We start from the raw sequence: 13489 nt of genomic DNA on the forward strand, positions 1-13489 counted from the left end.
GGAGGGGGGCGGAACACGGGTGCGGCGCCCGGCGGGGCGGGCTGTCGGGTACCGCACCGGCCCGGTCAGGCGCCGGGCAGTACGCCGGTGCGGGCGACCTCGGAGTACCAGCGGGCGCTCGCCTTGGGGATGCGGGTGCCGGTCGGGTAGTCGACGTAGACCGCGCCGAAGCGCTTGCTGTAGCCGTGCGCCCACTCGAAGTTGTCCAGCAGGGACCACAGGAAGTAGCCGCGCACGTCCGCGCCGTCCAGGATGGCCTGGTGGACGGCGGCCAGGTGACCGCGGACGTAGGCGATCCGGGCGGGGTCGTTGACCCGACCCTCGGGATCGGCGTAGTCGTCGAAGGCGGCGCCGTTCTCGGTGATGACCAGCGGCAGCCTCGGGAAGTCGGCGGACAGCCGGCGCAGCAGGTCGTACAGGCCGGTCGGGTCGACGGCCCAGCCCATGGCGGTGGTGTCGCCGGGCGGCTGGTGGAAGGCGACCCGGTCGGCTCCCGGCCAGGGGCTGTGGGAGCTGTTGCCGTGCCCGTCGGACGTGTGGGCGCCGCTGCCGTCGGTCTCGGAGACGACGGTGGGCGTGTAGTAGTTGACGCCGAGGAAGTCCAGCGGCTGGTGGGCCTGGCGCAGGTCGCCGTCCTGCACGAAGGACCAGTCGGTCAGCTCTGCGGTGTCCTTCAGCAGGTCCTCCGGGTAGGCCCCGTTCAGCATCGGGCCGGTGAAGACCCGGTTGGCCAGGGCGTCGATCCGACGGGCCGCGTCGGCGTCGCCCTCGCTGCCGGTGAGCGGGCGGACGTGGTGGATGTTGAGGGTGACGGAGACCTGGGCGTCGGCGCGGACCCGTTCACGCAGCGCCTGGACGGCCAGGCCGTGCGCCAGGTTGAGGTGGTGGGCGGCGCGCAGCGCGGCGACCGGGTCGGTGCGGCCCGGCGCGTGCACACCGGAGCCGTAGCCGAGGAAGGCACTGCACCAGGGTTCGTTGAGGGTGGTCCAGGTCTTCACCCGGTCGCCGAGGGCGTCGGCGGCAAGGGCGGCGTACTCGGCGAACCGCTCGGCCGTGGCACGCTCGGGCCAGCCGCCTGCGTCCTCCAGTTCCTGGGGCAGGTCCCAGTGGTAGAGGGTGGCGACGGGCTGGATGCCCTTCTCCAGCAGCTCGTCCACCAGCCGCCGGTAGAAGTCCAGGCCCTTCTGTACGGCGGGGCCGCGGCCGGTGGGCTGGACCCGGGGCCAGGCGAGGGAGAAGCGGTAGGCGCCCAGGCCGAGTTCGGCCATGAGGGCGACGTCCTCGCTCCGGCGGTGGTAGTGGTCGGTGGCGACGTCACCAGTGTCACCGTTGCGGACCCGGCCGGGGGTGCGGGCGTAGGTGTCCCAGATGGACGGGGTGCGGCCGTCCTCCGCGGCGGCTCCCTCGATCTGGTAGGAGGCGGTCGCGGAGCCCCAGAGGAAGTTCTTGGGGAAGGTGCGGGCGGCGTTCGGGGCGGACGGGGTCTGCTGTCCTGCGGTGACCACGTAAGTCCTTTCGGGTGGGGGTGCTTGGGGCGGCGGGGCGGCGGGTCAGCCCTTGACGGCTCCCGCCATGATGCCGCTGACGATCTGGCGGCCGAAGACGATGAACATCGCCAGCAGCGGAAGGGTGCCGAGCAGCGCGCCGGCCATGATCAGCGACTGGTCGCGGACATAGCCCGCACTGAGCTGGGTGAGCGCGACGGGGACCGTCGGGTTGGTCATGTCGAGGACCACGAACGGCCAGAAGAAGTCGTTCCACGCGTGCACGAACGTGATCATGAACAGGACGGCCATCGCGGGCCGCGCGATGGGCAGCACGATGCTGAAGAAGATCCGCAGCGAGTGCGCCCCGTCCACGCGTCCGGCCTCGACGAGCTCGTCCGGCAGCGCCTCCGTCAGGTACTGCCGCATGAAGAACACGCCGACCGCGCTCACCAGCGTCGGGAAGATGACGGCGGGCAGCTGCTGCGACCAGCCCAGGTCGGCCATCATCATGAACAGCGGCACGACGGCGAGCTGCGGCGGCACCATCATGGTGCCGATCACCAGCATGAGCAGGGCGTTGCGCCCCTTGAACCGCAGCTTGGCGAAGGCGAACCCGGCGAGGGTGGCGAACAGCACCGTGGACAGGGCGATCACCCCGGCCACGATGAGGCTGTTGACCATGGCCTTGCCCATCGCGGCCTCGTCCCAGGCCCGGGCGAGGTTGCTGAACAGGTTGGGACCGGGCAGGAACGGGGGCGGCGTCTGGCTGACCCGGGTGTTGTCGGTGGACGCGGCCACCATGGTCCAGTACAGCGGGAAGATCGACAGGATCGCCATGACGGCGAGCAGCACGTAGGCGAGCGGGCCGGCGTGGTGCTGGCGGCCGGCGCGCTGGCGCAGCAGCCGGCGGCCACCGCGGCCGGCCGGTTTCGCGGCGGAGGTCCGGGCCGGGGCGTCGGTCCGGGCCGGGAGACTTTGGGTGGTCATCGCGACTCCAGGTCAGGACGTGCGGGAGCGCAGGCGCTTGATGACGCGCTGCACGACGAAGACGAGGACCAGCAGCATGAACATCGCCCAGGCGACGGTCGCCGAGCGGCCCATCTGGTAGTTCTTCCAGCCCTCCTCGTACAGGAGCAGGCCGAGCGTCTGGTACTGGTTGTCCGCGCCGCCGGTGACACCGTTGGGCCCCTGACCGAAGATCAGCGGCTCTCCGAAGAGCTGGGTGGCGCCGATCGTGGAGAGCACGATGGTGAAGACGATGGTGGAGCGGATCCCGGGAATGGTGACGTGGATGAACTGCTTCCACCGCGAGGCGCCGTCGAGCGAGGCCGCCTCGTAGCGGTCGGCGGGGATGGCCTGCATCGCGGCCAGGTAGAGCAGCGCGTTGTAGCCGGTCCAGCGCCAGATGACGATGGTGGAGATCGCGACCTGGGCGGGCCACTTGTCGGCCTCCCAGTCCACCGGGTCGATCCCGACCGAGCCGAGCGCCCAGTTGATCATGCCGAAGTCGCGCTCGAAGATCATGGTGAAGACGAGGGCGGCCGCGGCGACCGAGGTGGCGTACGGGACCAGGGAGGCGACCCGGAAGAACAGCGAGGCGCGCATCCGGTAGTTGAGCAGGTGCGCCATGCCGAGCGCCATCATCAACTGCGGCACCGTGGAGATGACGCCGATGGTGATCGTGTTCTGCGCCGCGTTCCAGAACCGCGAATCCCCCCACAGCTCGACGTAGTTGTCGAACGCCACCCACTCCATGACATCGAGGGTGGCCAGCTCCACGTCGTGCAGGGAGATCCACGAGGTGTAGATCAGCGGGTAGAAGCTGAACGCGGCGAAGATGATGAAGAACGGCGCGACGAACGCGTACGGGGCGCCCTTGATGTCGAGCCGGTGCCAGAGCGCGCCGCGCCGCCGTGCGGTGCCCTCGCCGCCCGGGCGGGGAGAGGGCCGCGGAGGCTCGTCCCCGGCCAGGGCCTTGGTGGTGGAGGTGGCCACCGGACTTCCTTCCTGAGTGCGGTTGGGTGAGCCGGGCGCCGGGCCCGCCGGCCAGGACCTGATCCTGGACGCGGGCGGGCCCGGTCGGCCTCGGGAGCGGAGAGTCAGCCGACCGCCTTCTCGATGCGCTCCCCGGTGGTCTTCCACGCCTCGTCACGCTTGGCGTCGCCCTGCTCGATCAGGGCCAGGCCCTGGGAGAAGGTGTCCTTGATCGTGCCGTCCTTGCGGCCGAGGACCTGCTTGTCCGGGATCTCCTGGGCGGCGGCCCCGAAGATCTGCCCGATCGGCGCGCCGCTGAAGTACTCGGACTTGGCGTTCTTCACCTCGGGGCTGTCCAGTGCCTCGCGGGAGGACGGGATGTTGCCGATCTCCTTGAAGATGTGCGCCTGCTGCTCGGGCGCGGTCAGCCAGGCGACGAGCTTCCTGGCCTCCTCCTTCACCGGGCTCTGCTCGACCACGCCGAGGAAGGAGCCGCCCCAGTTCGCGCCCTTGGGGGCCTTGGCGACGTCCCACTTGCCCTTGTTCGCGTCGCCGGCCTTCTCGCTGATGTGGCTGAGCATCCACGCCGGGCACACCGCGGTGGCGAAGGTGCCGTTGGCCAGGCCCGGGTCCCAACCCGGCTGGAACTGGCGGAGCTTGGCCGTCAGACCGTCCTCCGCCGCGTCGGCGGCGAGGTTCCACGCCTCCTTGACGGCGGGGTTGGAGTCGTAGATCAGCTCGCCCTTGTCGTCGTAGTACTGCTCGGGGTAGCCGTAGACCATGGCGTTGAACAGGCCGCTGGCCGCGTCCATGTAGGCGACGTCACCGCCCTTGAAGCCCTTCTTGAAGTCGCGGCCGACCTCGACGTACTTGTTCCAGTCGCCCGCCCACAGCTTGGCGACCTCTTCGCGGTCGGTGGGCAGCCCCGCCTTCTCGAAGTAGTCCTTGCGGTAGCAGACGGCCATCGGGCCGATGTCGGTGCCCAGGCCCAGCACCTTGCCGTCCTTGGTGCTGATCTGGGACTCCTTCCACGGCAGGAAGTGGTCGGTGCCGGGCACGTCGGAGAAGTCCGCGAACTTGTCGGCCTGGGTCTCGGTGATCTCCTTGGCCCGGCCGATCTCGATGCCCTGGATGTCCTTCAGGCCCTTGCCCGCGGCGAGCCTGGTCTGCAGGGCGGTGTAGTACGTCTGCTCGTCACCGGCGATCTCGGCCTTGATGTCGACGTTGGGGTTCTCCTTCTCGTACTGCTCGAGAAGGCCGGTCTCCTTGATGCCCATCACCCCGTACATGCCCATGGTGATGGTGACCTTGCCGTCCTTCTTGCCACCACCGGTGGCCGAGTCGTCACCGCTGCTGCAGCCGACGACGAGCGCGAGCGCGCCGACGGCCGCGGCCGTCGCCACCGCCTTTCTGCGCAACGAACCGAGAGTGCCCATGGATCTCCTCCTAGCGACGGCGCTGACACATCGGAGTGACGAGTTCTGCGATGACTACTGCGATGGCTACAGCGGCTACAGCGATGAAAGACAGCGGCTCGAACAAAGGGTGGGAACGTGCCCAATTTTGGTGGGCACGTTCCCACCGGCGACTCGAAGACTCGTGGGAAGGGGACCTGTCTGTCAATAACTTGAAAGCAACTTGTCGCAACCGCCCCTGCGCCGCGTTCCCCTCCCGGAGACCGGGGGGTGCTCCGCCGACCGCGGCGTCTGTCAGAATTGCCGCAGGTCACCTCCGCGGTAGGCAGCGCCGCCGCGGCCGCCGAGGGGGGAGTACATGACCGGCAACCGCCGTCCAACGATCAAAACGGTCGCCGCCCGCGCCGGCGTGGGCCGCACCACGGTCTCCCGTGTCGTCAACGGCTCGGAGCTGGTCAGTGCCGATGCCCGGGAGCGGGTGCTTGCGGCGATCAAGGAACTGAACTACGTTCCCAACTCGGTCGCCCGCGGCCTGGTGACCAACCGCACCAACGCCGTGGCCCTGGTGATCCCGGAGTCGGAGAGCCGGCTCGGTTCGGAGCCGTTCTTCGCCGCGCTCATCCGCGGGGTCAGCGGCGCCCTCGCCGAGAGCCGCACCCAGTTGCAGCTCATGCTCGTCCGCGACCAGGCCGAGCGGGACCAGTTGACCGAGTCGGTCGCGACCCGCCGGGTGGACGGCGTACTGCTGGTCTCGGTGCACTCCGAGGACCGGCTGCCCGGCATGCTCGAGGAGATGGGCCTGCCCACGGTGCTCGCCGGCCGCCGCGACGCGGGCGAGCGGCTGAGCTACGTCAACTCCGACAACGCCGGCGGGGCCGCCGCCGCGGTGCGGCATCTGCTGGGCGGCGGACGGCGCCGGGTCGCCACCATCACCGGGCCGCTGGACATGGACGTCGGCCGCAGCAGGCTCGCCGGCTGGCGCGCCGCGCACCTGGAGGCGGAGGTCCCCGTGGAGGAACTCCTCGTCGAGGCGGGCGACTTCACCGAGGAGGGCGGCGCGAACGCCATGCGTTTGCTTCTTGAACGCGTCCCGGACCTGGACGCCGTCTTCGCCGCGTCCGACCTCATGGCGGTCGGCGCCCTGGCCGAACTTCGCCGGCAGAAGCGGCAGGTGCCCGGGGACGTGGCCGTCGTCGGCTTCGAGGACTCCGTCCTGGCCCGCCACACCAACCCGCCGCTGACGACGGTGCGTCAGCCGGTGGAGGAGCTGGGGCGCACCATGGCCCGCATCCTCACCGACATCACGCAGCACGGTGCGCCGCGGCAGCAGATGACGCTGCCGACGGAGCTGGTGGTGCGCGAGTCGTCGTAGGCCCCGGCGCCCACCGCGGGAGCGGGCCGGGCCCCGGTCGGCCGGAGCCACGGCATGTCGGGGCTCCGGCCGCCGCGGGCGGCGCGACGTGCCATCGGTGCCCGCCGGGGCACGGCACGGGCGGGCGTACCGGCCGCGCGGTGGGATCATGGGTGCCGGGCGAACATGCGCGGGACCGAGGAAGTGGCGGGTGGTCATGGGGGCCGGCTGGGAGTGGGACGAGACGCTGTTCTCCGGTACCGCCGCCTTCTACCGGCGCGGGAGACTCCCGTACGCCCCCGGCCTGGCCGACGTGCTCGCCCGGGTGCTGGACCTGGACGGGCGTGGCCGGCTGATCGACCTGGGGTGCGGGCCGGGGACGGTCGCCCTGTCTCTGGCCGGCCTCTTCGGCGAGGTGGTCGGGGTGGATCCGGACGCGGAGATGCTCGCGGAGGCGGCCAGTGAGGCCGCGCGGCGGAAGGTGACCGGAAAGGTGCGGTGGGTGCGGGCACGGGCCGAGGAACTGCCTGCGGGGCTCGGTGACTTCACGGTCGCGACCCTCGCCCAGTCGTTCCACTGGATGGACCGCGAACGGGTGGCGGCGACCGTCCGGGGCATGCTCCGGACGGACGGCGCGCTGGTGCACGTCTCGGACCTCAAGGGAGAGAGCCGGACCACCGACGGACTACCGCACCCTCCGGTCCCGCACGCGGCGATCGACGCGCTGGTCAGGCGGTATCTGGGACCGGTCCGCCGGGCCGGCCGGGGGCTGCTGCCGCGCGGGACGGCCGCCGGTGAGGCCGCGGTGCTCGCCGGAGCGGGGTTCGCCGGCCCGTACCGGCACGTCGTGCCCGGTGGGCAGGCGATGGTGCGCACGGAGGACGACGTCGTCGCCGGGGTGTTCTCCATGTCGTTCTCGGCCCCGCACCTGTTCGGCGCCCGGCTCGCCCTGTTCGAGGCGGATCTCCGCCGGATGCTGAGGGAGGTCGCGCCGTCGGGTCGCTTCTCCGTGCGCCAACCGGGTACCGAGGTGTTCGTCTGGCCGCGTGGGGCGGACTGAGCGAGATCGCCGGGGGCGGCTCGCGGGGGACGGCGGCACGGGCCGGGGGTTCGGCACGGGCCGGGGGTTCGGCACGGGCCGGGGGTTAAGGGGTCAGCACGATGCGTCCGAAGACCTCACCCGCGTCCATCTTCCGGTGCGCCGAGGCCGCCTGGTCCAGGGGCAGCACCTCGTGCACGACGGTCTCGAGCTCCCCGCGGCCCGCGGCGGCGAACTGATCGGCCCGCACGGCCCGCAGGCCGGCCTCCGGGACGGTGGCGGCGCTGAAGGTGGCGAACGACATCGACTTCTGGAAGGACGCCATCAGACGCGTGCCGAAGTCCGCCGGCGGCTGCCCCGCGACGGCGCCGACCACCACCATCCTGCCGTTCGGCGCGAGCCTGTTGAAGAAGTCGGGCAGGTCGGCTCCGGCGACGACGTCCACGATGACGTCGAAGTCGCGGGGAACGTCCGCGCCGCCCTCGCCCGAGCGGTCCAGGACGTGGGTCGCGCCCAGCCCGCGCAGCCGTTCGCCGCGGGCGGCCGACGACGTGGTGACCGCCACCGCGGCGGCACCGGCGCGTGCCGCGAGCTGGACCGTCATGATGCCGATGCTGCCGGCCGCACCGCGCACCAGCACGCGCTCGCCCGCGGTGAAGCGGGCGTGGGCGAGCCCGAAGTGCGCCACCACCCCGGCACTGCCGAGCGTCACCGCGTCCCGTGCGGACAACCCCGAGGGGAGCGGGAGGATGTCGTCGGCCGGGGCGGTCGCCTGTTCGGCGTAGCCTCCGCCCACGCCGGTCTGCGCCCACACGCGCCGGCCGGTCCAGGCGGTGTCGACGCCCGCGCCGACCGCCGTCACGGTGCCGACCACCTCGCCGCCGGGGACGTGCCCCTCCTGGAATCCGTAGGCGGCGAGCGCACCGCTGCGGATGGCGACGTCGGCACCGCTCACGCCGATCGCCTCGGTCGCGACCAGCACCTGTCCCGCGGCGGGCGCGGGGGCGGGAAGGTCGACGACCTCCAGTCCCCCGGGGCCGCCGAACGTCCGGATCGCCACTGCCCTCATCTGCCACTCCTTGCTCGCCGATGCCGTGCCCTGCGCACTGAGGCCCTGCTCGCCGGGACGTTAACGGACGCCGCCGTCCGCTTCGCTAAAGTGAGAGCGGTGACCGACCATCTGCCTCACCCGCTGCGCTCCGACGCCCGGGACAACCGCGAGCGCATCCTCGACGCGGCCCGCGCACTGTTCGCCACCGAGGGGTTGCAGGTGCCGATGCGGGAGGTGGCCCGGCGGGCCGGTGTCGGGCCGGCCACGCTCTACCGGCGCTTCCCGACCAAGCGGGAGCTGGTCACCGAGGCGTTCACGGACCAGCTGCGGGCCTGCCGCACGATCGTCGACGAGGGCCTGGCCCACCCGGACCCCTGGGCCGGCTTCTGCCTCGTCGTCGAGAAGACCTGCGAGCTGCACGCGCGGCACCTCGGCTTCACCGAGGCGTTCATGGCGGCGTACCCGGAGGCGATGGACTTCGCCGCCGCCCGCGCGTACTCGCTGAGGGCCGCCGGTGAACTGGCCCGCCGGGCCAGGGAGGCCGGCGGTCTGCGCCCCGATTTCGTGCTGGACGACCTCATCCTCATGATCATGGCGAACCGGGGCATCCACGCCCTGTCGACGGCCGCCCGCGTCGCGGCCTCCCGGCGCTTCGCCGCGCTGGTGATCCAGGCGTTCCGGGCCTCTTCGGAGCACACGCCGCTTCCCCCGGTGCCACGGCTGGCGCCCGTGTGAACCCGACTGGCCCAGTACGCGTCCGGTGAGCGTTTCCCCCCGGGCCTCCGTTCGTTGGGACGGGCATGATCAAGAAGCTCGCCTGTGTCTCCGTCATGGCCACCGCTCTGCTGGTCTCCGCTCCCCTCGCCGAGGCGGCTCCCGGGCCCGGCCCGTCCGCCGGTGTTCCGGGTGGTCCGCTCCTGGACGGTCTCCTCGGTTCGCTGGAGGTGGGGCATCCGGCCACCTCTGCGCAGTCGCTCCTCCCCCAGGGCATCCTCGGCGGCTGAAACGCACGGGGCGGGAGGGGGCGGTCGCGCACTGTCGCCCCCTCCGGACGGCAGACTCGTCAACTTCACCCGGAACGAGCCGAGCCCTCCCGACGCCGGCTCCTGATTCCACGAGGAATACGCGGGCGAGCGGCTCGTCACCGTCGCGGAGATCGTCCGGCACGTCCGGCACACCCGCACCGGGCTGCTCGCGGTAGCGGGGCCGCTTCGGGGAACCCGGTGTCCAAACACCCCAGGAAAGCGGCACACGACATGTATGACCAGACGCGCGCACAGCAGCCCGCGGACCAGGACCAGCACCGCGCCGGGCGCCGTCCCGCGGCACCGGAGACGCTCCTGCCGCCGGCGGAACGGGACGCGGTCCTGGACCGTCTTCGCAAGGCCATCAACACCTTCGCCGACGCTCCGCACGAGGCGCTCGAGGAGGCGGAGGGCGCCTTCGACGACGCCGCCGCCCAGCTCGCGAGCGCTCTGGCGCAGCGGCGTCTTGCCCTGCGCGAGAGCTGGCGGGAGCAGGACCCCGAGACGCATGCCGAGGAACTCCGGCTCGCCCTGCGGCAGTACCGGGAGATCACTCAGCGGCTGATCCGTACGTGAGGTCCGCGTCGTTGGCGCAGCGGAAGCCGAGGTTGCCGGACGAGGAGTCCGGGGTGTTGGAGGAGCGGGCGGCGACCCGGTAGCGGTTGCAGTAGGAGTCGTGGCACAGGTAGGAGCCGCCGCGCAGGACCCGTGTCGTCCCGGTCCCGGGGCCGTGCGGGTCTGCGGCGGGCGATTCGGCGTAGTAGGTGGGCGAGAACCAGTCGGAGCACCATTCCCACACGTTGCCCGCGGTGTTCCACAGGCCGTGGCCGTTGGGCCGGTAGGACTTGACCGGTGCGGTGGTCAGGTGCCCGTCCTCGGCCGTGTTGACGTGGGGGAAGCGGCCCTGCCAGATGTTGCAGCGCCACCGGCCGCCCGGGGTCAGCTCGTCGCCCCAGGCGTAGCGGCGGCCGGCCAGTCCGCCGCGGGCGGCGTACTCCCATTCGGCCTCGGTGGGCAGGCGCTTGCCGGCCCACCGCGCGTAGGCGGTGGCGTCGTTCCAGGAGACGTGGACGACCGGATGGTTCTGCCGGCCGGTGATGTCGGAGCGGGCGCCCTCGGGGCGGCGCCAGTGGGCGCCCCGCACGTTGATCCACCAGGGGGCGCCGGCGGCGTTGCCGAGGACGTCGGCGTCCGGGGCGGCGACGACCAGGTGGAAGACGGCCGAGGAGCCGAAGCGTTCGGCGTCGGTCACATGGCCGGTCGCCTTGACGAAGGCGGCGAACCGGGCGTTGGTGACGGCGGTCTCGTCGATGTGGAAGGGCCGCAGGAGCACCGTGTGCACGGGTGTCTCGCCGTCGGCCGGATATCCCTCCCCGAAGGCGTCCCCCATCGCGAACCCACCGCCCGGCAGGCGCACCTGGCCGCGGGTCGAGCGCGGTCGGGCGGCGGGCCCCGGCTCCGCGGCGGCCGCGGCGGCCGCGGCGGACGGGGCGGCCACGGCGACAGGTGCCGTCGCGGGAGCGCAGCACGGGCGGTGAGTACGGGTCACGGGTCCTCGAATCGATCGCGTGCGTGTGCCTGCTAGGCCTTGTACGTGGACTCGTCGAGCCCGCTCAGGGTCGGGTCGTGGCCCACCTCGCCGACGTCGTACATCGATGTCATCCAGTGGTAGAAGTTGTCGCCGCGTTCGCGCAGGACGTCGTAGAGCCGGCGCATCATGCGGCCCCGGACCTCCGCCTGCTCCGGGTGGGAGTAGACGTTCTGCAGTTCGTCCGGGTCGGTGTGCAGGTCGTACAGCTCGTTGACGGAGTCGGGGTTGACGACGAGTTTGTACCGGTCCTCGCGCAGCATGCGCTGGGGGTAGGGGAAGTGGTGGCCGTGGAACTCGCAGACGATGTCCTCGTCCCACGCCACCGTCTCGCCCCGCACCAGGGGCAGCAGGCTGCGCGAGTCGACGGCGGGTTTCGGGTCGAGGCCGGCCAGTTCGAGGATGGTGGCGGTGCAGTCGAGGAGGCTGACGAACTCGTCGCGCACCTGGCCGCCGGGTGCGCCCGGGACCCGGAGCAGGCCCGGTGTGCGGTAGATGTCCTCGTACATCGCGGGGCCCTTGTCGTGCAGCCGGTGCGAGCCGGTGAACTCCCCGTGGTCGCAGGTGAAGAACACCGCCGTGTCGTCCACGAGGCCGAGCCGTTCCATGGCCGCCATGACGCGGCCGATCTGCCGGTCGATGAGGGCCACGTAACCCCAGTAGACGGCGATGAGCTTGCGGGTGGTCTCGATGGGCATCGTGTCGAAGGTCCAGTGCGCGCTGTAGTTGCGCTGGACCGGGGGTTTGCCCTCGAAGGTCTCGGACACCGACCGGGGCAGTTCCACGTCCGCCGGGTCGACCAGGTCGAAGTACTCGTCCGGGAGGATGTAGGGCAGGTGCGGTCCGAAGAAGTGCAGGGCCAGGAAGAAGGGCTGGTCGCGGTCGTGCGCGTCGGCGGCGTAGCGCTCCAGCCGCTCGATGGCGCGGGTGGCCAGGTAGTGCTCGAAGGTGGCCTCCACCGGCTGGTGCAGGCGGGCGGCGAGCAGGTTCCCGGGGCCGCCGTTCGGGAGGGTGCCGCGGACACGGTCGCTGATCTCGTACGGCGGCAGTCCGCGTTCGTCGAGGTAGGCGAGGTAGTCCGGGTGGTCGACGGGGTTGTGCCAGCCGGGCAGTTGGGGGCCGTCGAAGCCGTAGTCGGCCGCGGTGCGGCGGTTTCCGGCGTGCCACTTGCCGAACAGGCCGCAGTTGTAGCCGTGTTCGCGCAGGGCCCGGGAGAAGGCGAACTGGTCCTCGGCGAGGTCCTCGAGGTAGCCGACGTTGCGTTCGTGGTTGGCGAGGAGCTTGTGCCGGAAGGGTGCCTGGCCGGTCAGCAGGCTGGCGCGGGCCGGGGTGCAGATGGCGGTGGGGGTGTACCAGCGGTCGAAGCGGGTTCCCGTGGCGGCCAGTTCGTCGAGTGCGGGGGTGTGGGCCAGCGGGTTGCCGTAGGCGCCGAGCGTGTCGGTGCGGTGCTGGTCGGTCATGAGGAAGAGGATGTTCTTCCGGGACGCCCCGGCCTGGGGGCCGGTCTGCGGACCGGGCTGGGCGCCGGGCTCGTTCGCTCGTGTCACTTGCCCGCTCCCGTGAAGAGGTCGCCGGTGTAGTAGGACTTCGGGTCGGCGGGCTTCTCGAGTTTGCCGGCGTCGACGAAGTAGTCGTTCATGCCCTCGAGCCACTTGACGACGGTGCCGTCCCGGGTCAGCTTGTCCAGCTCCTCCACGCTGAGCACCTTGTTGTTCGCGGCGTCCGCCTTCACCTGCTCGACGGGGATCTTCAGCTTGTCGGCGGTCAGCTTGATCGCCTCGTCGGTGTGCTCCGAGCGGAAGGTCATCGCCTCGCGCAGCACGGCGAGGACCTTCTTGGTCTTCTCCGGCTGGTCGGCCACCACCTTGTCGCCCGCGACGAACGCCGTGGGGAAGGAGACGTCCTCGGCGAAGTCGCCGTTCTTGGCGAGTTCGACCAGGTCGGGGACCTGCTTCTTGATCGTCGCCGCGGCCGGGTACCAGAAGCCGGCGCCGTCGACCTGCCCGGAGGAGAAGGCGGAGACGATGGTGGACGGGTCCATGGGGACGACCTTCAGGTCCTCCTTGGTCATCCCGGCCTTCTCCAGGGCGAGGGTGAGGATCATGTCGCCGGAGGTGCCCTCGGGCACCGCGACCGTCTTGCCCTTGAGCTGCTGCATCGAGGTGATGCCCGGCTGGGCGAGGACGCGGTCGGAGTTGCCCAGGGTGTTGATGGCGACGACCTTGGCCTGCCCGGAGGCGGGGAGCCACATGGCGCCGGGGCCTATGTAGCCGAAGTCGAGGTTGTCCGTGCCCAGGGCCTGGATCTGGAGCGGCCCGTTGGTGAAGACCTTGGCGTCGGCGGACAGCCCGTGCTTCTTCCACAGGCCCTCGGCCTCGGCGATGGCGATCAGGCTGGCGCCGTTGAAGTCGTTGATGTATCCGAAGCGCACCTTGTCCGACGAGCCGCCGGAGGACGAGCCGCCGCCGCATGCGGCGAGCAGCGCCATGGCGGCCACGCCGGCCAGGGTGGTGGTGAGGCTTCTGCGGGTGAGGACGGGTGACATGGCGGTGGGTCCCT

General features: G+C 71.4%; 13 protein-coding genes. 5 read left to right on the forward strand and 8 right to left on the reverse strand.

Annotated elements, in window-relative coordinates:
* Positions 1-65 precede the first annotated feature (65 nt).
* The 4 genes from Sru02f_RS21980 to Sru02f_RS21995 form a co-directional block, all read right to left on the reverse strand.
* Positions 66-1505, reverse strand: a complete 1440-nt coding sequence (locus Sru02f_RS21980) for a GH1 family beta-glucosidase (RefSeq protein WP_109032311.1) — start codon at positions 1503-1505, stop codon at positions 66-68.
* A 45-nt stretch (positions 1506-1550) separates the two neighbouring features.
* On the reverse strand, positions 1551-2474 hold the full coding sequence (locus Sru02f_RS21985) for a carbohydrate ABC transporter permease (protein ID WP_109032310.1): 924 nt from the start codon (positions 2472-2474) through the stop codon (positions 1551-1553).
* A 12-nt stretch (positions 2475-2486) separates the two neighbouring features.
* Positions 2487-3482, reverse strand: coding sequence for a carbohydrate ABC transporter permease (locus tag Sru02f_RS21990; RefSeq protein ID WP_109032309.1), 996 nt, complete (start codon positions 3480-3482; stop codon positions 2487-2489).
* 104 nt (positions 3483-3586) lie between these two features.
* Entirely contained in the window at positions 3587-4897 is a 1311-nt protein-coding gene (locus tag Sru02f_RS21995) for an ABC transporter substrate-binding protein (RefSeq protein WP_109032308.1), read from the reverse strand.
* Between the two features lie 337 nt (positions 4898-5234).
* Between Sru02f_RS21995 and Sru02f_RS22000 the strand changes: the two genes are divergently transcribed.
* Positions 5235-6248: a LacI family DNA-binding transcriptional regulator gene (locus tag Sru02f_RS22000; RefSeq protein ID WP_109032307.1), complete on the forward strand. Its 1014-nt coding sequence runs from the start codon at positions 5235-5237 to the stop codon at positions 6246-6248.
* Between the two features lie 196 nt (positions 6249-6444).
* A complete protein-coding gene (locus tag Sru02f_RS22005) occupies positions 6445-7287 on the forward strand; it encodes a class I SAM-dependent methyltransferase (protein WP_109032569.1) in 843 nt (280 codons plus the stop codon).
* Positions 7288-7372: 85 nt separating this feature from the next.
* Here Sru02f_RS22005 and Sru02f_RS22010 read toward each other — a convergent pair whose 3' ends face one another.
* Positions 7373-8335 (reverse strand): zinc-binding dehydrogenase, encoded by a 963-nt coding sequence (locus Sru02f_RS22010; RefSeq protein ID WP_167469555.1) that lies wholly within the window; start codon positions 8333-8335, stop codon positions 7373-7375.
* A 99-nt stretch (positions 8336-8434) separates the two neighbouring features.
* On the opposite strand from Sru02f_RS22010, the gene Sru02f_RS22015 reads away from it, so the two are divergent.
* The 3 genes from Sru02f_RS22015 to Sru02f_RS22025 all read left to right on the forward strand — a co-directional run bounded on the left by Sru02f_RS22015 (position 8435) and on the right by Sru02f_RS22025 (position 9918).
* Positions 8435-9052 (forward strand): TetR/AcrR family transcriptional regulator, encoded by a 618-nt coding sequence (locus Sru02f_RS22015; RefSeq protein WP_174855095.1) that lies wholly within the window; start codon positions 8435-8437, stop codon positions 9050-9052.
* Positions 9053-9117: 65 nt separating this feature from the next.
* A complete protein-coding gene (locus Sru02f_RS22020) occupies positions 9118-9321 on the forward strand; it encodes a hypothetical protein (RefSeq protein WP_109032304.1) in 204 nt (67 codons plus the stop codon).
* Between the two features lie 252 nt (positions 9322-9573).
* Positions 9574-9918 (forward strand): hypothetical protein, encoded by a 345-nt coding sequence (locus Sru02f_RS22025; protein ID WP_109032303.1) that lies wholly within the window; start codon positions 9574-9576, stop codon positions 9916-9918.
* On the opposite strand, the gene Sru02f_RS22030 is transcribed toward Sru02f_RS22025, so the two are convergent.
* The 3 genes from Sru02f_RS22030 to Sru02f_RS22040 are packed head-to-tail and all read right to left on the reverse strand — an operon-like array spanning position 9893 to position 13475.
* Complete coding sequence (locus Sru02f_RS22030) at positions 9893-10891, reverse strand: formylglycine-generating enzyme family protein (RefSeq protein ID WP_109032302.1); 999 nt, start codon at positions 10889-10891, stop codon at positions 9893-9895. The two genes, Sru02f_RS22025 and Sru02f_RS22030, sit on opposite strands and share 26 nt — an antisense overlap.
* 32 nt (positions 10892-10923) lie before the next feature.
* The gene (locus Sru02f_RS22035; RefSeq protein ID WP_109032301.1) at positions 10924-12477 is read right to left on the reverse strand and encodes a sulfatase-like hydrolase/transferase; all 1554 of its coding nucleotides are present in this window, start codon (positions 12475-12477) and stop codon (positions 10924-10926) included.
* Entirely contained in the window at positions 12474-13475 is a 1002-nt protein-coding gene (locus Sru02f_RS22040; RefSeq protein ID WP_167469554.1) for an aliphatic sulfonate ABC transporter substrate-binding protein, read from the reverse strand. Before Sru02f_RS22040 ends, Sru02f_RS22035 begins: the two co-directional genes overlap by 4 nt.
* Positions 13476-13489: the final 14 nt, after the last annotated feature.

It is taken from the genome of Streptomyces rubrogriseus (genome assembly GCF_027947575.1).
GTDB lineage: Bacteria > Actinomycetota > Actinomycetes > Streptomycetales > Streptomycetaceae > Streptomyces > Streptomyces rubrogriseus.

Excerpts from the sequence above, each read along its gene's own strand:
- Sru02f_RS22000 (WP_109032307.1), top strand. The coding sequence starts at position 5,235 with ATGACCGGCAACCGCCGTCCAACGATCAAAACGGTCGCCGCCCGCGCC.
- Sru02f_RS21985 (WP_109032310.1), bottom strand. The coding sequence starts at position 2,474 with ATGACCACCCAAAGTCTCCCGGCCCGGACCGACGCCCCGGCCCGGACC.
- Sru02f_RS22010 (WP_167469555.1), bottom strand. The coding sequence starts at position 8,335 with ATGAGGGCAGTGGCGATCCGGACGTTCGGCGGCCCCGGGGGACTGGAG.
- Sru02f_RS22025 (WP_109032303.1), top strand. The coding sequence starts at position 9,574 with ATGTATGACCAGACGCGCGCACAGCAGCCCGCGGACCAGGACCAGCAC.
- Sru02f_RS22020 (WP_109032304.1), top strand. The coding sequence starts at position 9,118 with ATGATCAAGAAGCTCGCCTGTGTCTCCGTCATGGCCACCGCTCTGCTG.
- Sru02f_RS21995 (WP_109032308.1), bottom strand. The coding sequence starts at position 4,897 with ATGGGCACTCTCGGTTCGTTGCGCAGAAAGGCGGTGGCGACGGCCGCG.
- Sru02f_RS22005 (WP_109032569.1), top strand. The coding sequence starts at position 6,445 with ATGGGGGCCGGCTGGGAGTGGGACGAGACGCTGTTCTCCGGTACCGCC.
- Sru02f_RS22040 (WP_167469554.1), bottom strand. The coding sequence starts at position 13,475 with ATGTCACCCGTCCTCACCCGCAGAAGCCTCACCACCACCCTGGCCGGC.